Genomic DNA, 20262 nt, shown 5'->3' with positions numbered 1-20262 from the left:
TTTTTTTGTAACGACAAAAATAGTTTTTTATGGAATATATCCTAGTATAAATAAGAGAAATCACAATAAAAATTAATAATCTGAAAATTCCAAGCACAAAAACTATTAAAATCTTTCTATTTAAACGCTAATCTAACAAACTTTCTTATATTTGCACCCTTAATTAACAGAGGTCGGGAACCTCAATTTTAATCTAAAGATTATGCCTGTAAGAATCAGATTACAAAGACACGGTAAAAAAGGAAAACCTTTTTACTGGGTAGTAGCGGCAGACAGCCGTTCTAAAAGAGATGGTAAATTCCTTGAAAAACTAGGAACTTACAATCCTAACACTAATCCTGCAACTATCGACTTAAATGTTGATGGAGCTGTAAAATGGCTACACAATGGTGCACAGCCAACAGATACTGCAAGAGGAATCCTTTCTTATAAAGGAGCTTTATTAAAGCATCACCTTGATGGTGGAGTTCGTAAAGGAGCTTTAACACAAGAACAAGCTGACGCTAAATTTGAAGCTTGGTTAGAAGAAAAAACTAACAAAGTAAATGCTAAAGTTGAAGGTTTAGACAAAGTGAAAGCTGATGCTAAGGCTAAAGCACTTGAAGCGGAAAGAAAAGTTAACGAAGACCGTATAGCTGCTGCTAAACAAGCTGAAGAAGAAGCTAACGCTGCTGCTACCGAAGAGGAAGCTGCAAACGAAAGCGAAGAAACAGCTACGGAAGAAAACAACGAAGAAACCCAAGCTTAATTTAACTTTTGCGATTATGCATAAAGAAGAATGCTTCTATTTAGGTAAAATCGCAAAAAAATATAGCTATAAGGGTGAGGTACTGGCTTACTTAGATACTGATGAGCCGGAACTATACGAAAAACTGGAATCAGTGTTTGTTGAAATACACAAACACTTGGTTCCTTTTTTTATTGAAAAAAGTCAACTCCATAAAAATGACTTTTTACGTATTCGCTTTGAAGATATTGACAGCGAAGAAGCTGCTGACAGAATACTGGGCTGCGAATTATACCTCCCTTTAAAATTCTTACCCAAACTGGAAGGTAATAAATTTTATTACCATGAAATTATAGGGTTTGAAGCAGAAGACCAACGCCTTGGAACTGTAGGAACTATAATAGGTGTTAACGACAGCTCTGCACAACCACTTTTTGAAATAATAAAAGGAGATATAGAAATCCTTATACCTATGATAGATGATTTTATTATTAAAGTAGACAGAGATAATAAAAAAATCATCCTTAATACTCCTGAAGGATTAGTTGACCTTTATTTGGAAAATTAATCTACCCACACTCCATACCATAGAAATAGTATATTTGCTGAAAATAAAAATCAGCATGTCTACATTTCAATTCAAACAATTCAATATAGAGCAAGACAAATGTGCTATGAAGGTAGGTACCGACGGCGTTTTACTTGGCGCTTGGACCCCTATAGACAACCAACCTTTCAGCATACTGGATATAGGTGCCGGCACAGGCTTAATTGCTTTAATGTTAGCACAACGCACAAATGCTGAATTGATAGATGCCTTGGAAGTTGAAGACAACGCTTACGAACAAGCTGTAGAAAACTTTGAAAATAGCCCTTGGGGTGACCGCCTTTTCTGCTACCATGCAGGACTGGATGAATTTACTGATGAAATGCAGGACGAGGAAAAATATGACATAATAGTATCGAACCCGCCTTTTTATAGTGAAGATTACACTTCCGGTAATACTGAAAGAGACAAAGCCCGATTTTCATTCGCTATGCCTTTTGAGGAACTTGCAGAATCAGCATCCTTATTATTAAATAGAGAATACGGAGTGTTTGCAGTAGTTATACCTTATAAGGAAGAAGAAAATTTTATAAAAATAGCACAAGGATTTTCATTATACCCATACAAAATTACAAAAGTAAAAGGCACACCAGAAACAGCAATAAAGCGTAGCCTTATCGCTTTTAAGTTTCAAAAACCTGACACTATTATTGAAGACGAGCTAATAGTAGAAATAGCCCGCCACCAATACACTCCTGAATATACTGCCTTAACAAAAGATTTTTACTTAAAAATGTAAGCTACTCCAACCTCACAACCTTTAACCCAAAAGTAGGTGATCTTAAAACATTTCTAGGTGCTTCCTTATTATTAATATATTTATAATCAATTTTATAGTGCTGATTTTCATTCACCCAAAACCTAGTAATATTAGTATATTTAATACAATAATTATCAACAGTTGTAGTATGCATCTCTAATTCTGACAACTTATTCTTATCAGGATTAATTGCATTACCATTTTCATCATAATAACCCAAACATTCCACGCTTATGAAAACACCTCCTTTAGGTATTGGTATATTATATTGAGAAAAATCAACTTCAATTATTTCCTTTTTTTGCGGGTCAAGATAGATTATTATATTTTCTCCTAACAAATCCTCTCCGGGAATAACCGTATTATAATAATTTTTCTTTTTTTCAGGATCATTGGGTGAAAGATGATAAGTCTTAAATATTCTTTTTTTATATAATCGCAATCGAATAGCCGTCTTATATTTTATTCGCCATGTTTTAAATAGAAAGGTTTTTAAAGCCACATCCCTCTCAAAATCATTTTTAAAAAAAACGGCTACCTCATTTTGAATATATAATGGCAATACGCCCTTCTTTTTTTCTTTAAGTTCTCCCAATAAAAGGGTATCTATTACCTTTTTATTTGTAATAACCACTTCATCTAACTGGTAACTTTCCGGAGTTAGATAAACAACGCTCTTCTTTAATTTTTCCTTAGTAATGGTTTTATCCTTATATCCAACACAAGAAAAAGTAACAGCATCAAAACTTCTATTTTCTTCAATAGTAATAACACCTTCTTCATTACAATAATCAGCATAAAAATGCTTATCATCCTGAACTAACAAAATTGTTGCGAAAGACACAGGTTTATTAGTTAGGGAATCCTTTAGGGATATGGTTATTTGTTGCGCTTGCACATATAAAATAAACAGGAAGAAAAAAGATAAAATAAACTTCTTTTTCATTACATATTTTTTAGTTGAACTACTATTACAGCTAATATATTAATATAAAACGCTCGCAAATAGTTAATCAGTTTAGTTTATCCGTAAAAAATACAACAAATTATTATTGATTTGTTAGGTTTCTTGTTTACTTTTGTTGCTACCTAAAAATAAACAACAATGAAACCCGATCTTTTTCAGGCTCCTGACTATTATAATTTAGATGAATTATTAACTGATGAGCACAAAATGGTACGCGACGCTGCCCGCGAGTGGGTAAAACGTGAAGTATCGCCTATTATAGAAGACTATGCCCAAAAGGCTGAATTTCCTACACAAATAATAAAAGGACTTGCCGATATTGGTGCTTTTGGTCCTTACATTCCGGAAGAATATGGTGGCGCAGGTTTGGACCAGATTTCTTACGGACTTATAATGCAGGAAATAGAACGAGGTGACAGCGGTGTACGTTCTACAGCATCAGTGCAATCATCATTAGTAATGTACCCAATATGGAAATACGGTACCGAAGAGCAACGTAAAAAATACTTACCTAAGTTAGCTTCAGGTGAATTTATGGGTTGTTTCGGTCTTACAGAACCTGATTACGGTTCTAACCCGGGTGGTATGATTACTAATTATAAAGATATGGGTGACCATTATTTACTTAATGGTGCTAAAATGTGGATTAGTAATGCACCGTTTGCTGATGTAGCTGTAGTATGGGCAAAAAATGAAGAAGGAAGAATACACGGGCTTATAGTAGAGCGTGGTATGGAAGGCTTTACTACTCCTGAAACACATAATAAATGGTCTTTAAGAGCTTCGGCTACCGGAGAACTTATTTTTGATAATGTAAAAGTTCCTAAAGAAAACCTATTACCAAACAAAACAGGTTTAGGAGCACCACTTGGCTGTCTTGACTCTGCCCGTTACGGTATTGCATGGGGTGCTATAGGTGCAGCTATGGATTGTTACGATACTGCTCTACGTTATGCTAAAGAGCGCGTACAGTTTGATAAACCTATTGCCGCTACACAATTACAGCAAAAGAAACTTGCTGAAATGATTACCGAAATCACTAAAGCGCAGTTATTAACATGGAGACTTGGTGTATTAAGAAATGAAGGTAAAGCAACAACAGCACAAATATCTATGGCTAAGAGAAACAATGTAGATATGGCTCTTACTATAGCACGTGAAGCACGCCAAATGTTAGGCGGTATGGGTATAACAGGAGAATACTCTATAATGCGCCACATGATGAACTTAGAAAGTGTTATTACTTATGAAGGTACACACGACATTCACCTGTTAATAACAGGTATGGATGTTACAGGGCATGCAGCTTTTAAATAGAAAATAACTTTCAATAAATTCAGAACCCGGCTATTTAATAGGCGGGTTTTTTATTTATATAAATCAAAAAAATTATCAATCTATAAACCAAAACAGTTTTTTACACGTTTATTATTTCAGGAAACTGCCTGTTTTAAACAGGCACTATTATTGTATAGATAAAAACAATACCAAAACACTTCCAAAAGCACTATGGCTTTTTTAATTTTGTATTAAATATAAAATGCTATGAATATCGATACTATAAATAAAAGCATCCTACCCCAAAAGGAACAGCTGTTAAACCATTCACTTTATAACAAAGTAAAAACTTTAGATGATTTAAGATATTTTGTTCAGGGACATGTTTATGCCGTGTGGGACTTTATGTCTTTGCTTAAAGCATTGCAGGTTAAACTTACTTGTACTACCACTCCATGGCTACCCACAGGAAATGGTCAAACACGTTATTTAATAAATGAAATTGTTTTAGCTGAAGAAACAGATATTAATATTGACAATAAAAGACAAAGTCATTTTGAAATGTATGTTGATGCTATGGAAGCCTGCGGAGCCGACACATCGGAAATTGAAAATTTCCTTAACAATGTAATTGAAACACAGAATATTTTTGTTTCTATAAGACAAAGTGGACTACCCGATGGTATTAAAGAGTTTTTAGAATTCACTTTTACGATTATTGAGCAGGGTAAACCTCACGAAATAGCTGCGGCATTTACATTTGGTCGTGAAGATTTAATTCCGGAAATGTTTACTGAGATACTTAAAAACTTCCAGTCAAACTTCCCGGAAGCAGACCTTAGTAAACTAATTTATTATTTTGAGAGACATATAGAACTGGATGGTGATGAGCATGGACCTATGGCTATGGAGATGATTAACCAGTTATGCGGAAATGATAGCGATAAATGGAAAGAAGCTGAAGAAGTATCTAAACTGGCTCTTGAAAAAAGAATAGGTTTATGGAATGCCATTGAAGAAAAAATACTAAGCCCTGATATGGCTTCTATATAAAAATTTAAACTTTAACAAAAAATCCTGCCCAAATGGGCAGGATTTTTGCTTTATACCGGCTGAATGTAAAATAAATGATTATTTTCGGCACATAAATTTCAAACTTCATGAAAAAATTTACTTTAAAAGTAGCGTTACTACTAACCGCTACATTTGCCCTGAGCGCTAATGCTCAGGAGAAAACACCTGTAAAAGGGAGAGTTTTCGGTCAAAACTTAACACAAGAAATTCATAAATGCGGAACTACAGAATATGAAGCCTTACTCCGCCAAAAAAATTCAAAACGTTCTACAACTGAAGAGTTTGAGCAATGGTTAGCCCCAAAGGTAAATGCAATAAAAGCACAAACTGTAGCTATGGGCAACACTCCGTTCTCAACAAACGAGGTTGTTACAATTCCGGTAGTAGTACACGTAATACACAATGGTTCTCCTTTGGGAGTTGATGAAAACATTTCAGATGAGCAGGTTCTTTCTCAAATTACTGTATTAAATCAGGATTTCAGAAAAATGATGGATACCCCGGGGTATAATGAAAACCCTGTAGGTGCTGATATGGAAATTGAATTTTGTATTGCACAACGTGACCCTAACGGTATTGCTACATCAGGTATTATACGTTACAATATGGGTGATGGGAATGGCTGGCAGATGGAAGATATTGAAGCTAATGTAAAACCGCAAACACAGTGGGACCCAACACAATATTTAAATATATGGGTAGTTGATTATGCCTATGTTTTCGGAGGAGAGTTAGCAGGTTATGCACAATTTCCTACGCAATCAGGCTTACCCGGCATTGATGGTACAGGACAAGCTACAGCAGCAAATACTGATGGTGTAGTAATTGGTCACCTTCACATGGGGTCAAGAGAAATTTATCCACAAGGTACTTATGATGATGTATCAGGTAAAGATGAAGGACGTACTGCTACTCACGAAGTAGGTCATTTCTTCGGGCTAAGGCATATTTGGGGTGATGGTGATTGTAGTGCAGATGATTATTGTGATGACACTCCGGTTGCAGCAGGTGCTAACCAAGGCTGTACAGTAGGAACAGACTCTTGCCCTCAATCTCCGGGAGAGGATATGATAGAAAACTACATGGATTATACGGTAGATGATTGCCAGAATGTATTTACTCAGGACCAAAAAGCAAGAATGCAGGCAGTACTTTTAAACTCCCCAAGAAGAGCATCGTTAATAACTTCTTTAGGTTGTCAGCCCGGTATAGTTCCTGAGCTTGACGGTGCTTTAAATATTAATGAACTTAATAATGACTGTAGTGACACTTTTGTAGCTTCAATGGTTTTACGTAACCAAGGTAGCACTACTATAACCAGCGCTGTTATTACTTATAATATTGATGGTGAAAACGATGCTGTTTATAACTGGGAAGGTAACCTGGAAACGAATGAGGAAACTATTATAACTTTAGACGAAATAACAGTTGAATCAGGAGAGCACAGCTTTAATGGAGCATTAACGTCTGTTAATGGGACTACAGATGAAATTAGTAGTAATGATACATTTACAAGAGATTTTACTATTGTAGCGTTTTATAACACTACCCAGATAATTGTAAATGTTATGACTGATGATTATGGTGATGAAACAATATGGGCATTACTGGACAGTAATGAAGACCCTATTTTCAGTAACATTGATATTGAAAACCCATGGAATTCTGACTTTTACAATGACAATCAACTTTATACTGAAACTATTGATGTAGACCCTGACCAGTGTTACTATTTTGCAATGCTTGATTTAGGAGGAGACGGTATTTGTTGTGAGTATGGTAATGGTTATTTCTCTGTAACTACTATCGATGGTGATATAATTGCTGAAGGCGGTACATTTACTGACCAAGTTATGGTTCCTTTCGGAGTTACTTCAACAGCGGGAGTTAACAATTTTGCTACAAGTAATATAGTGTTATACCCTAACCCTGCTAATACATCTGTAAATATTAGTATTCCACAAGGTAAAGTACTACCTGAAAACTATACTGTATATAACAATTTAGGTCAAGTAATCGCTAACGGTACTATTACAACTAACAACACTACTATTAATATATCAGGTTTTGCTAACGGCGTTTATTTTGTAAAAGTAAATGGTGGTAGCACTACTGAAACATTACAGTTTGTAAAACAATAATATAAATACACTTATATAGTTTAAAAAGCCTCCGTACTGCGGGGGCTTTTTTGTTTATTGAGAATCAAATATTAAAGCCACACAACATTTAACTAAAAACATTTTCATTATCATCTGGTATACAATATCTTGCACGATATTATAATTTTTTTAACAATGAGAAGAAGATATACTAACCGAAGCTTACTTTTTACTATGCTTGCAGCAGTGTGTAGTTTTACTATAAATGCACAAGAACTGCCTAAAGTATTTGGAAAGCAACTTCATCCTAACAGTGTTAACACTGAAACAGGCACAATACGATGTATTACTACAGAGTATGAAGAGTACCTGCAAAATAAACACCCTAAACGTGCTACGAATGCTGAATTTGAACAATGGATTTCAGGAAAGATACAGGAAAACCAAGCTAAAAGAGTTACTGCTTCTGCAAACAGCACAAACGAAATAATTACTATACCCGTTGTAGTACATGTTATACATAACGAACCTTTTGAAGGCAGTAACGAAAACATAACTGATGAACAGGTGCTTTCACAAATTACTGTTTTAAACCAAGATTACAGAAGAATGATTGGCACCCCGGGGTATAACAGTAATGTGGTAGGTGCTGATGTTGAAATAGAGTTTTGTTTAGCACAGGTAGACCCTTCGGGAAATGCTACAAATGGTATCGACAGGGTTTATTATGGGCAATCGAGTTGGAGTGAATCTCAAATTGAAAACACTTTAAAACCTAATACTATTTGGAACCCAAATAATTATTTTAATATCTGGGTTTGTAATTTTGGTGGAGATTTAGAAGGTGTGTTAGGATATGCGCAATTTCCTTCATCATCAGGACTGGAGGGTATTTCGTCAAACGGAGGAAGTGCAAATACTGATGGAGTAGCTATTCATTACGAATATTTCGGAAGCAGAGACATATACTCAAGCGGGAACTACCAGTCTCCTTATGATAAAGGCAGAACTACCACTCACGAGGTAGGACACTCTCTGGGTTTAATACATATTTGGGGTAATACCTATAACAACGAATCGTGTAGTTTTAGTGACTATTGCGATGATACACCTGCATCAAGCGGTCCTAACGGTGGCTGTAATTCGCACTACAGTTGCTCTAACTACGACATGATAGAAAACTATATGGACTATACTAATGATGCATGTATGAACATTTTTACTCAGGATCAAAAAGAGCGTATACTTGCCGTTCTACAAAACTCTCCACGCAGGGCTTCGCTTAAAACATCGCTTGCATGTATGCCTTTGGCCGACAGTAAAGATTTTGAACTGTTAAATGGTATTAATGTTTACCCTAACCCAACACAAAACATACTTAACATAGGCGCAGCAGAACTGCCTGATAATTATGTTATATACAACAACCTTGGGCAAACAGTGATTAGTACTGAGGTAACTTCAGCAAATGACCTTACTGTAAATACATCATCATACAGTAATGGTATTTACTTTATAAGAATTAATAAAGGTTCTCAAAGTAAAGTATTGAAGTTTGTAAAGAAATAAAACCCTATTAATTTATAATAAAAAAGCCCACTTAATTAAGTGGGCTTTTTTATTATCTTTTATTTTTAAATTCTGCAATTTTTATAAGCCTGTCAATACGCCTTTTGTTTTGCTGTTGTAATAAAGATGGATATAAATTCATCAGTATGTTAATAATCATAATGATTAAGGCAGCTAAATAATTAGCTTTAACCAAATTCACTACTATAAAAACACTCACAAAAATAAAACCTATTAAATAACCCAATTCAGCATATGTCATTTCTTTTCGCAGCTCATTCAACTGGCTTACTCCTGCTTTGCCATCTACCTTTAACTTCTGATTAAAATATTTAAACGGTGTATTTAGTATATACCACTTAATAACACCAACACCTATATTCCTATTAAGTGATTTACTTTTTAGTATGTTTAGGTTTGATAGCTTTTCATAATACCTTGTTTTTGCTAAAACAACATTAAAAAACATTCCCACTAACCAAGATATAAATGATATAGCAATACCAAATGTTATGTATTTAATCATTTTTAAAAGTTGTAATTAATTTTCAGTTGGTGTTTAAACTTGGAGCTAAATATAAGTAAAATAAAAAGGCTGCTAAATATTAGCAGCCCTCTATTTGTATAGGATTCTATTAACTCTCAGGAGCTAATTCAATTTCAAGTCCGTCCAGTTCTTCTGTAATCGGTATCTGGCAACCTAAACGGCTATTTGGCTTAACATAAAACGCTTCCGAAAGCATAGCATCTTCATCAGCTTCCATTTCGGGCAGTTCAACATCGTTAAGTACATAACACTGGCAAGAAGCACACATAGCCATGCCACCACATACACCTATAGTTCCTTCAGGCGCTAGCTCATAAGAACGGCATAACTCCATAATATTCATCGCCATATCTGTTGGCGCTTGTACTTCATGCACAACACCTTCCCTATCGGTTATTTTTATGGTTATATCTGCTGCCATACTACTACTCTATTGCTTTTACAACTTGTTTCTCTGCTTCTTTACGCGTACCGTCAAAACCATTTACACCACTTACAGTAGTATATTTAAGTACATATTTTTTGCCCGGGTTTAGCCTGTTATATACACTCTGGCACATTAAAGTAGCCTCGTGAAAACCACAAAGAATTAGTTTTAACTTCCCAGGGTAGGTGTTAACGTCTCCAATGGCGTAAACCCCTTCTATATTGGTTTGGTAATCTAAAGCATTGTTTACTTTAATAGCATTTTTCTCTATTTCGAGCCCCCAGTCAGCTATTGGTCCCAATTTAGGTGTAAGCCCGAATAATGGTATAAAGTAATCAGTCTCTACTATCATTTCTTCACCTTCACGCTCAATTACAAGCGACTCTACCTTTTCTTCTCCTTTTATAGCTTTTACTTCTGCGGGAGTAATAAGGTTTATTTTACCCAGCTTTTTAAGTTCCTGTACTTTCTCTACAGAATCTAAAGCTCCTCTAAACTCATTTCTCCTGTGTACTAAAGTCACTTCTGAAGCAACATTAGAAAGGAAAATACTCCAGTCTAACGCTGAGTCACCACCACCGGCAATTACTACACGTTTGCCTTCAAATATTTCAGGCTTTTTCACAAAGTATTCTACACCTTTTTCCTCATAATCTGCAATATTCTCAATAAGTGGTTTACGAGGCTCAAAACTACCTAACCCCCCTGCTATAGCTACTGCCTTTGCATGATGTTTGGTTCCTTTGTTTGTAGTTACTATAAATGTTCCGTCTTCCAGTTTATCTATAGTTTCTGCTCTTTCGTTAAGTGTAAATCCCGGTTGAAACTGCTTAATTTGCTCCATCAGGTTATCGACCAATTCTCCCGCCATTACAGATGGGTAGCCCGGTATATCAAAAATAGGTTTTTTAGGATATAGCTCTGCCAACTGCCCTCCCGGTTGCGGAAGCGCATCAATTATATGGCATTTCAGTTTTAACAATCCTGCTTCAAAAACGGCAAAAAGTCCTGTGGGACCTGCCCCGATAATAAGTATATCTGTTGTAATCATTGTGAAACACATTTAAAAAAAACAGTTTTAAGGACAACAAATATCCTTAAAACTGCCTAGTTGTTATATGATAATTATCAGTCAATAAAATATATCACTGAAATTAATATTTATTGTTACTGCCTTTAGGCAATGTTTACCACTGTTTCTATTTGCGGTACATATTTTTTTATAGTAGTTTCAACACCTGCTTTAAGTGTCATTTGGTTTACACTACACCCTACACATGCACCTTCTAGTCGCACTTTTACATGCTTGTCATCCTCTATTTCTATTAAAGAAATATTCCCACCATCAGACTCTAAAAAAGGACGTATCTCTTCTAACGCCTTTTCTACATTCATTTTAATTTCCTGTGTTGTCATCTTACTTCTTTTTAACTGCTGAGCAGCCAGCCATTGTAGTTATTTTTATTGCCTCTGTTGGTGGTAGATTTTCGTTTCTGTTTACCGTTTCCTGTACTACAGAGCGTGCCAGTTCTTCAAAAGATGTTTCTAAAGGCGTAGCTGTTTGCATTGCTGCCGGACGACCGTAATCTCCTGCCTCACGTATACTCTGTACAATAGGAACTTCACCAAGGAAAGGAACATCTAAATCTTCTGCTAAGTTTTTAGCTCCTTCTTTACCAAAGATATAATATTTATTATCAGGTAATTCATCCGGTGTAAAATATGCCATATTTTCTATAATACCCAGTACAGGAACGTTTATACTTTCCTGACGGAACATAGCTACTCCCTTTTTAGCATCAGCAAGTGCTACTGCCTGCGGAGTACTTACTACAACTGCACCTGTTATTGGTAACGATTGCATTATAGAAAGGTGGATATCTCCTGTTCCCGGAGGAAGGTCTACAAGCATAAAGTCAAGTTCGCCCCAATCTGCATCAAAAATCATTTGGTTTAATGCTTTCGAAGCCATTGGACCTCTCCATATAATAGCTTGCTCAGGTGTAGTAAAGAATCCTATAGAAAGTATTTCTACACCGTAGCTTTGTATTGGTTTCATTTTAGATTTCCCGTCTACGTTTACCGATATAGGGCGCTCACGCTCTACATCAAACATAATTGGGATTGAAGGTCCGTAAATATCAGCATCCAGTATACCTACTTTAAAGCCCATTTTTGCTAATGATACGGCAAGGTTTGCCGTTACGGTAGATTTACCTACACCACCCTTACCGGATGATACCGCTATTATGTTACTTATACCCGGTATTCCTTTTCCTTTTATTTCAGGTTTTTCAGGAGCTTCTACTTTTATGTTTACTTTTACTTTAGCGTCTTTATAAACATTCTCCTGTATGTTTTTAATTATATCTGCTTCAGCACGTTTTTTTATGTGCATAGCAGGCGTGCTTAAAACCAACTCCACTACAACCTCGTCTCCAAAAGTAAGCACATTACGTACCGCACCACTCTCTACCATGTTTTGACCTTCTCCTGCCAATGTTATACTTTCAAGTGATTTAAGTATCTCTTTTCTATCTAATTTCATATAAATATTGCTTTCTGTAACAGCCTGTTAACTAAGACTTATTTTAAATTACAAAGATAAGAGTAAAAGCTGATATGTAAAAGTTTTGGCTTAGCTAAAAAATTGAGACAATACAGTAGTTTAATACTTATAATTCCTTAGCAGGATCCCAGAAAAGCACATCAAAATTTTGCACTTTATTTTCTATTACTTCCACGCCTTCATTTTCCAGCAACTGCTGCATAAGGTTTGTTCCTTCAAAATGATGTTTCCCTGTCAGTAGTCCATGTCTGTTTACTACACGGTGTGCAGGAACGTCATCCAGACCATGACTGGCATTCATAGCCCAGCCTACCATACGCGAAGAGCGCGCAGCACCAAGGTATTTTGCTATAGCTCCGTAAGATGTTACCCTGCCATAAGGCACTTGCCTTACTACCTGATATACTTTTTGAAAAAAGTTATCGTTACCTGTAGCCATAATTTTATTGCTTTATTTAGCTTCTCATCATTTTAATAAGCGTGATAACAGCTACTAAACCGGTTATCCCTCCCAAAAAATAATTTATATTTCTAAGGAAAAACTCAGCTTTATGCTCAAATCGCTTAAAGAAACTAATATAAAGATTAAACACTAAAAATGAGCTTATTACTGCCCCTATAACAAAAAAGAATATAAAAGAAGTATCGTCGAACTGAAAATACCCTTGCCTGAATAACGCTATACTCGCAAAAACATAAAAAGGTATGGGTAAAACGTTTAGTGCAGAAAGCAGCATACCCAGAAAAAACTCTCCGAATCTGCTTTTATTCCTTAACTTTTCCACTTCCTCGTCAGTTTTAGGTTTAGGCTTTTTGGCAATGAAAAAGAAAAAAATACTTAGTACTATAAAAATACCTAAACCTACCTCCTGTAGTAAATAAATTACATCGGGTCTTTTATTTAAAAATTTAGCAAAGGAAACTGCTATGTATGACTGTACAAAGATAGTAGCACTGGCACCCAGTGCAAAAATAATGGCTCTTTGCCTGCCTTTTTGTAAGTTAATTTTTGCTGCAGTTATATTTAGCAATCCCGGTAATAATATTCCCGGAGCCGCTACAATAAAACCCAGCACAAAAGGCAGGAGAAAATCCATATTATTTTATTTTAAACTGTATGTAGGTTATAGGCTTATTTAACTCTAAATACTGCTCTTCATAAAAGGTTTGTATAGCTGTAACAGCTTCCGGCGCACCTTCGTTTCTGTATACATTATGGTTAGCATATATAACCTCATGTCCTTCACCATGCAGTAAACCCAATGTATAACCATGCATAAACTCGCTATCGGTTTTAAGATTTACTACCCCCTCAGGCTTTAGTATTTTTTTATAACGTTGTAAAAATTCAGTGTTAGTTAACCTGTGTTTAGTACGTTTATACTTTATTTGTGGGTCGGGGAATGTTATCCAAATTTCCGAAACCTCATTTTCAGCAAAAAAATGGTCTATTATCTCTATTTGAGTACGCAGGAAACCCGCATTATTAATATTTTTTTCAAGAGCTGTTTTAGCACCACGCCAAAAACGCGCTCCTTTAATATCTATACCTATAAAATTAGTATTAGGATATCGTTGGGCCAAACCAATAGTGTACTCTCCTTTACCACAACCAAGCTCTAAAACTATTGGGTTATCGTTTTTAAAAAACGCTTCCCCCCATTTGCCTTTCAGGTTAAAATTACCTGCAAGTGCATCCTCTCTTTCAGGCTGTATAACATTCGAGAATGTCTCGTTTTCCCTGAATCTCTTTAACTTATTCTTGCTTCCCAAAACTAATTCTTAAAATTTTGGTAAAATTAAAGAAATATACGGAACGGCAAATAATTTTACATTCGCAGTTATTAACTACTTATCAAAAAACAACACATTGCAACACAGGAAAAGGATTTTGGTAGCTCCGCTAAACTGGGGTCTTGGCCATGCTACACGGTGTATACCCGTGATAGAGGCATTGGAGAATCATGGTTTTGAACCTGTAATTGCATCTGATGGCGTAGCATTAGAACTTTTAAAGAAAGAGTTCCCTAATTTACATGCTTTAGAATTGCCTCCATACCAAATAGAATATGCCAAAAACGGTGCTTTTTTCAAATTAAAATTAATGGGACAAATCCCGAATATGATAAAAGCCGTTACCCGGGAAAACAATCAGGTACAAAAACTGATTAAAGAATATAACATTAGTGGTATAATTTCCGATAATCGACTGGGAGTATATTGCAAAAACATACCCTCTGTTTTCATAACACATCAGTTAAAAGTTCTAACCGGCAACACTACATGGTTCACATCAAAAGTACATCAGGTATTCATTAAAAAATTTAATGAGTGCTGGGTTCCCGATGTTGCCGATTCTCCTAACCTGTCGGGTAAATTAGGGCATTTGGAAACAGAAGAGCTTAAGGTAAAGTACATAGGACCTTTAAGCAGACTTCATAAAAAGAAGTTAGAAAAAAAGTATGACCTTATGGCTATACTTTCAGGTCCTGAACCACAACGTACTTTGTTGGAAGAAAGACTTAGCCAGGAGTTGACACGCTATAAAGGCAAAGTTATTTTTATAAAAGGTGTTGTGGAACCTGAGGAAAAAGTATCAGTAAAAGACAATATTACTTTCTACAATTTTATGAATGGTTCTGCATTAGAGCAGGCTTTTAATGAAAGTGACAAGGTATTGTGTCGTTCAGGTTATACTACCATTATGGATTTAGCTCAGCTAGGTAAAAAGGCTTTCTTTATACCTACCCCCGGGCAATATGAACAAGAATATTTAGCGCATAAATTAAAGAAAAGCGGACTTGTACCTTATGCTAGACAACATGCTTTTAAAGTAGAGGATTTAGATAAAATAGATATGTATAAAGGATTGAAAAATCTGGGGAGTGATATGAGATGGAAAGATTTATTTGGTCTTTTCGAGGGTGAATGAAAACTCAGACCCTTCGCCAAATTTACTTTCTACATACATTTTTTCTTCGTGACCTTCTATTATGTGTTTTACTATAGCCAAACCTAAGCCTGAACCTCCTTCGGAACGGGCTCCGCTTTTGTCTACACGGTAAAAGCGCTCAAACAGTCTTGGTATATGCTGTTTCTCTATACCCTCGCCATTATCTTTAACTCTTACAATAATTTTGTTATTTACTAAATCTTCGATACTTACCTCGGTAGTACCGTCTTCTTTACCATATTTAATAGAGTTTACAACCAAATTGGTTACTACCTGCTGAATTTTATCTTTATCGGCAAATACCATTATTGGTTTAAGGTATTTCATATCAAACATTAACATGATACCTTTTTTATCTGCACGCATTTCCAGCATATCAAATACGTTCTGGACTACTTCAACTATATTAAATTTGGTATAGTTAAGGTTAAGGTCGCCAAGCTCAAGTTTAGATATCATATCCAAATCCTGAACTATATATATAAGGCGTTCTACTCCTTTTTCAGCACGTTGCAAATATTTTTTACGAAGCGTTTTATCACTCATGGCACCATCCAGCAACGTTAACAAATAACCCTGAACGGTAAATAGTGGTGTTTTTAATTCGTGCGATACATTACCCATAAACTCTCTACGGTATTCCTCACGAACTTTAAGTGTTTCAATTTCCAACTTCTTGTCACGGGCAAATTTCTGAACCTCCCTTGTAAGGGTTACCATATCGGTAGTTATAGGTTTGTTTCTTAGGGTTGTAGAATCAAGAAGTGAGACATCATCATATATTTTTTTCACCCTTCTGTATATAAAGTGTTCTACCCTATACTGAAGTACAAAAAACGAAAAAACATATAATGATGCAGAGAAAGCCAAAATAAAGATTGTGTTTATTTCGGCAAAAAGGTATAGCAGTACCGTTAATAAAAAGGCAGAAAAAAGTGTAATGTATGTTGCTGATTTTACAGCAAAACGATATGATTTCTTAAAATTTATTGCCACTAAATCTCCAGCTTATAGCCTACTCCTTTTATTGTTTTAAACAGTTCATCTCCTATTTTTTCACGAAGTTTTCTAATGTGAACATCTATTGTTCTGCCACCTACAACAACTTCGTTACCCCAAACCTTGTCCAGTATTTCCTCTCTTTTAAATACTTTACCCGGCTTGCTTGCTAATAAATAGAAAAGTTCAAATTCTTTTCTTGGTAATATTATCTCGCTGTCGTCTACAACAATTTTGTACTCTTCACGATTTATTTCAATATTACCTACTCTTAAAATATCACCTTTGTTTTCATCATCCTTAAGCCTTCTTAAAAGTGCTTTTACTTTACTAACAAGTAACTTCGGCTTAATAGGTTTAGCGATATAATCATCAGCACCCGCATCAAACCCTGCTACCTGAGAATAATCTTCATTACGAGCAGTAAGGAATGTTATGATAACGTTATTAAGCTCAGGAACTTTCCTTATTGTTTCACATGCTTCCATACCATCCATTTCGGGCATCATAACATCCATAATAATAAGGTGAGGCAGCTCCTTTTTAGCTTTGGCAATGGCATCCTTTCCATTTGTTGCTGTTATAACGTTGTACCCTTCCTGGCTAAGATTATAACCTACAATTTCAAGAATATCTTGCTCATCATCAACAAGTAAGATCTTAATGTCTTTTTTTTTCATAATGACACTTTGCGTATTGTTTTGCGCCGTAAAGGTAAAGATAATACAAAAGTAAGAAACAGGTTAACTATAATTTAATCTGTTAACAATTTCGTAATAAATACCAAATACAAAAGTAACCTTTTGTTAACATAGCATTTCTAGGCTTGGGGTTTCTTTGCATCAAATTTAAACAACACAAAATGAAACTTAAATTTCTATTTATTTCCCTGTTTATCTTTGCTTTAGGTTATGCACAAGAATCAGGTACTATTAAAGGTACAGTGACAGACCTGGACATGAATAACGAACCGCTACCTTTTGCAAGTGTAGCTCTTAAAGGTACAAATATTGGAACTAATACTGACATGAATGGTGAGTATAGTTTTAAAGTACCGGCAGGAAACCACACTCTTGTTTTTGGCTTTTTAGGATATGAAACCATAGAGGTTGCTGTATCTGTAGCCGCAGGTGAAACTAAAGTTATAAACAAAGGAATGGCTTCTACCAGCGTTCAATTACAAGATATAGTAATTGAAAAAACTATTAGTCGCGAAAAAGAATCAGCACTATTATTACAACAGAAAAAAGCTGTAGAAATAAAACAAAGTATAGGTGCACAGGAAATGGCAAGAAAAGGTATTAGTGATGTTGCTACCGCTGTTTCTAAAACTACAGGTATCTCTAAACAAGAAGGCTCGGGTAGTGTATATGTAAGAGGTCTTGGTGACAGATACAATATGTCTACCATGAATGGATTACCATTACCATCCAATAACCCATCTAAAAAGAATATTCAACTGGACATATTTTCTGCTGATATCGTAGAATATATAGGTATAGATAAAACCTACAGCCTTAAAAACTATGGTGATTTTGCCGGAGCTAACATAGATATATCGTCCAAAAATTATAAAGGAAATGGTTTCTTCGAAATCAGTATAGGTACAGGTATTAGTACAAACGCTATTGAGCAGGATAAGTTTTATTTACAAGATGGTCCAAACTTTACAGGTTTCTCAAACGAAAAACAACCATCAAATCCTTTAAACGGGTACAATTTTACAACAAACTGGAACAGAGAAACAGCTACACCTATAAACAGTAGTTTTGCCATTAGAGGTGGAGATTCTTATGATGTTGGTGAAGAAGGAAGAATGAGCTTTTTTGCTACAGGGTCTTTTGACAGCCAGTATGGTTATAGAGAAGGTATCGCAAGAGGTTCGGTAAGTGCACAAGGTATTGCAAGAAAAGATTTTGACTATCAGTCATACAGTTACCTTACTAATACTACAGGAATGGGTAACCTTAACTACAGCATAAATACCAATCATAAGCTAAACTTTAACTCACTATATATAAACTCTACCTCTCAAAATCATGATGAGTTTTATGGTGTAATTGATATTTTTGATAACGCTCCTAATGGTGGAGGTATAGTAAGACGTTCTACATTTAACAGAACAAGTCTCTATGTAAACCAGCTTTTAGGTACTAATAAGTTTTCAGAAAGACTTGACCTTGACTGGGGAGTATCTTACAACTTTGTAAACAACGTTATTCCGGACAGAATGCAAAATACATTAAGACCTATTGACGATAATGGTGACTTAACTATAAGACAACTTAATGACCTTTCAAACTCTGATAACCACAGGTATTTCCAAGATTTAAACGAAAATGAAGTTGCTGCAAACATATTTAGCAACTACAGGTTCTCTAAAAATTCTGAAGATAATTATAAAGGTAAATTAACCGTAGGGTATAGCGGACGTATAAAATCAGTTGATTTTGAAGCCACTCAATACAATTTTAAATTAGCTGACAACAGTGTTACTCAACCTGTAGTAACGCTTGAGGATTTAGATAGCTACTTTACTCAAGAAAACTTTGATGAAGGACTATATAGTATTGTAACTTTTAGAGGTGGTTCAGGTATTCCTAACGCACTGCAACCACAAACTTATAATGGAGACCAAACTATTCATGCAGGTTCTGCTGCAGTTGAATATAAATTATCTCCTAAGTTTACTTTAATTGCAGGTGGACGCGTTGAAGTTATCCAACAAGACATAGACTGGAACACATCTATCTCAAGAGGTAGCAGTAGCCTTAATACAACACAGGTGCTACCTAGTTTATCATTTAAATACGAACTAAATGATAAACACAACTTGAAGTTTGCTGCCAGTAAAACATACACATTACCTCAGTTTAAAGAAAGAGCACCTTTCCTATACGAAGAGGTTGTACAAACTTATATTGGTAATGCTGATTTATATGAATCTACCAACTATAATGCTGATATTAAATGGGAATTCTTCCCTAAGAGTACAGAGGTTATTTCGTTCACAGCATTTGGGAAGTACATACAAAACCCAATAAATGAAGTAATCATTGCATCTGCAACTAATGATGTTTCTTGGATTAATACAGGAGAAAAAGCAACTGTAATAGGTGCTGAATTTGAAGCAAGAAAAGATATATTCGACTTTAAGCATGGTGAAGGCGAAATGTACAGTAATGCATTATCGGTAGGTGCAAATGCCACTTATATGTATCACAATCAAGATTTTGACAGAGAAAAGGTTACCAGAGAAACAAGTTATAGTGTAGGTTTTACAAATGACGAAGGAAGACTTACAGGAGCTTCTGACTGGCTAGTTAATGGTGACATAAGCTATAACTATGAATTTAACCAAGACAGAAGATTAATGGCAACTGTGGCTTACAACTATTTTTCTGACAGATTATATGCTATTGGTACTAACGGTAGAGGAGATTTAGTTGATAAAGCAGTAGGAACATTAGACTTTATCTTTAAAAGTGATATAACCAAAAATCTAAACGTTAGCCTGTCATTAAAAAACCTTTTAGACCCTACAGTACAAAGAGTGCAAGAAATTGATGCTAATGCTTCCAGCACTAACAGTAATGAGGTTGACGTAGTTTCATACAAAAAAGGGTTATTTGGCAGCATGTCTGTAACTTATAAATTTTAAAAAACAACAGTTAACAGTTAAG

At 35.3% G+C, this 20262-nt stretch carries 20 protein-coding genes; 9 read left to right on the top strand and 11 right to left on the bottom strand.

Annotated elements, in window-relative coordinates; all coding sequences use genetic code 11:
• Positions 1–202: 202 nt before the first annotated feature.
• From IEW45_RS03465 to IEW45_RS03455, 3 genes are read left to right on the top strand one after another with little or no spacing between them, the layout of a single operon-like run.
• A complete protein-coding gene (locus IEW45_RS03465; protein WP_188619851.1) occupies positions 203–748 on the top strand; it encodes a 30S ribosomal protein S16 in 546 nt (181 codons plus the stop codon).
• A gap of 16 nt (positions 749–764) precedes the next feature.
• Entirely contained in the window at positions 765–1295 is a 531-nt protein-coding gene (gene rimM / locus IEW45_RS03460; protein ID WP_188619850.1) for a ribosome maturation factor RimM, read from the top strand.
• A 55-nt stretch (positions 1296–1350) separates the two neighbouring features.
• Positions 1351–2073, top strand: a complete 723-nt coding sequence (locus tag IEW45_RS03455; protein ID WP_188619849.1) for a tRNA1(Val) (adenine(37)-N6)-methyltransferase — start codon at positions 1351–1353, stop codon at positions 2071–2073.
• A 1-nt stretch (position 2074) separates the two neighbouring features.
• On the opposite strand, the gene IEW45_RS03450 is transcribed toward IEW45_RS03455, so the two are convergent.
• Positions 2075–3040 (bottom strand): peptidase associated/transthyretin-like domain-containing protein, encoded by a 966-nt coding sequence (locus tag IEW45_RS03450; protein ID WP_188619848.1) that lies wholly within the window; start codon positions 3038–3040, stop codon positions 2075–2077.
• Positions 3041–3199: 159 nt separating this feature from the next.
• Between IEW45_RS03450 and IEW45_RS03445 the strand changes: the two genes are divergently transcribed.
• The 4 genes from IEW45_RS03445 to IEW45_RS03430 all read left to right on the top strand — a co-directional run bounded on the left by IEW45_RS03445 (position 3200) and on the right by IEW45_RS03430 (position 9084).
• Positions 3200–4378: an acyl-CoA dehydrogenase family protein gene (locus IEW45_RS03445; RefSeq protein WP_188619847.1), complete on the top strand. Its 1179-nt coding sequence runs from the start codon at positions 3200–3202 to the stop codon at positions 4376–4378.
• 228 nt (positions 4379–4606) lie between these two features.
• Positions 4607–5392 (top strand): DUF3050 domain-containing protein, encoded by a 786-nt coding sequence (locus IEW45_RS03440; RefSeq protein WP_188619846.1) that lies wholly within the window; start codon positions 4607–4609, stop codon positions 5390–5392.
• Positions 5393–5499: 107 nt separating this feature from the next.
• On the top strand, positions 5500–7554 hold the full coding sequence (locus IEW45_RS03435; RefSeq protein ID WP_188619845.1) for a M43 family zinc metalloprotease: 2055 nt from the start codon (positions 5500–5502) through the stop codon (positions 7552–7554).
• Positions 7555–7710: 156 nt separating this feature from the next.
• A complete protein-coding gene (locus IEW45_RS03430; RefSeq protein ID WP_188619844.1) occupies positions 7711–9084 on the top strand; it encodes a T9SS type A sorting domain-containing protein in 1374 nt (457 codons plus the stop codon).
• A gap of 52 nt (positions 9085–9136) precedes the next feature.
• On the opposite strand, the gene IEW45_RS03425 is transcribed toward IEW45_RS03430, so the two are convergent.
• The 8 genes from IEW45_RS03425 to trmB form a co-directional block, all read right to left on the bottom strand.
• Complete coding sequence (locus IEW45_RS03425) at positions 9137–9610, bottom strand: glycosyl-4,4'-diaponeurosporenoate acyltransferase CrtO family protein (RefSeq protein WP_188619843.1); 474 nt, start codon at positions 9608–9610, stop codon at positions 9137–9139.
• Positions 9611–9719: 109 nt separating this feature from the next.
• On the bottom strand, positions 9720–10052 hold the full coding sequence (locus IEW45_RS03420; protein ID WP_188619842.1) for a 2Fe-2S iron-sulfur cluster-binding family protein: 333 nt from the start codon (positions 10050–10052) through the stop codon (positions 9720–9722).
• A gap of 4 nt (positions 10053–10056) precedes the next feature.
• Entirely contained in the window at positions 10057–11109 is a 1053-nt protein-coding gene (locus IEW45_RS03415; protein WP_188619841.1) for an NAD(P)/FAD-dependent oxidoreductase, read from the bottom strand.
• Positions 11110–11234: 125 nt separating this feature from the next.
• Positions 11235–11474 (bottom strand): NifU family protein, encoded by a 240-nt coding sequence (locus IEW45_RS03410; protein ID WP_188619840.1) that lies wholly within the window; start codon positions 11472–11474, stop codon positions 11235–11237.
• Between the two features lies 1 nt (position 11475).
• The gene (locus tag IEW45_RS03405; protein WP_188619839.1) at positions 11476–12606 is read right to left on the bottom strand and encodes an Mrp/NBP35 family ATP-binding protein; all 1131 of its coding nucleotides are present in this window, start codon (positions 12604–12606) and stop codon (positions 11476–11478) included.
• Between the two features lie 127 nt (positions 12607–12733).
• Positions 12734–13066 carry an MGMT family protein gene (locus IEW45_RS03400; RefSeq protein WP_188619838.1) on the bottom strand — a complete coding sequence of 111 codons (333 nt, stop codon included), beginning with the start codon at positions 13064–13066 and terminating at the stop codon, positions 12734–12736.
• A gap of 16 nt (positions 13067–13082) precedes the next feature.
• Positions 13083–13724 (bottom strand): LysE family transporter, encoded by a 642-nt coding sequence (locus IEW45_RS03395; protein ID WP_188619837.1) that lies wholly within the window; start codon positions 13722–13724, stop codon positions 13083–13085.
• A gap of 1 nt (position 13725) precedes the next feature.
• Positions 13726–14400 carry a tRNA (guanosine(46)-N7)-methyltransferase TrmB gene (gene trmB, locus IEW45_RS03390; protein WP_188619836.1) on the bottom strand — a complete coding sequence of 225 codons (675 nt, stop codon included), beginning with the start codon at positions 14398–14400 and terminating at the stop codon, positions 13726–13728.
• Positions 14401–14497: 97 nt separating this feature from the next.
• On the opposite strand from trmB, the gene IEW45_RS03385 reads away from it, so the two are divergent.
• Positions 14498–15559 (top strand): glycosyltransferase, encoded by a 1062-nt coding sequence (locus IEW45_RS03385; protein ID WP_188619835.1) that lies wholly within the window; start codon positions 14498–14500, stop codon positions 15557–15559.
• Here the strand turns inward: IEW45_RS03385 and IEW45_RS03380 are convergent.
• Positions 15533–16576 carry a sensor histidine kinase gene (locus IEW45_RS03380; protein ID WP_188619834.1) on the bottom strand — a complete coding sequence of 348 codons (1044 nt, stop codon included), beginning with the start codon at positions 16574–16576 and terminating at the stop codon, positions 15533–15535. The two genes, IEW45_RS03385 and IEW45_RS03380, sit on opposite strands and share 27 nt — an antisense overlap.
• Positions 16576–17259: a response regulator transcription factor gene (locus IEW45_RS03375; RefSeq protein WP_188619833.1), complete on the bottom strand. Its 684-nt coding sequence runs from the start codon at positions 17257–17259 to the stop codon at positions 16576–16578. Before IEW45_RS03375 ends, IEW45_RS03380 begins: the two co-directional genes overlap by 1 nt.
• Before the next feature lie 182 nt (positions 17260–17441).
• Between IEW45_RS03375 and IEW45_RS03370 the strand changes: the two genes are divergently transcribed.
• Positions 17442–20240 carry a TonB-dependent receptor gene (locus tag IEW45_RS03370; RefSeq protein WP_188619832.1) on the top strand — a complete coding sequence of 933 codons (2799 nt, stop codon included), beginning with the start codon at positions 17442–17444 and terminating at the stop codon, positions 20238–20240.
• Positions 20241–20262: the final 22 nt, after the last annotated feature.

It is taken from the genome of Flavobacterium suaedae (assembly GCF_014642915.1).
Taxonomy (GTDB): domain Bacteria; phylum Bacteroidota; class Bacteroidia; order Flavobacteriales; family Flavobacteriaceae; genus Flavobacterium; species Flavobacterium suaedae.
The sequence above is the reverse complement of the archived record's forward strand: the minus strand, read 5'-3'. Positions and strand labels throughout refer to the sequence as shown.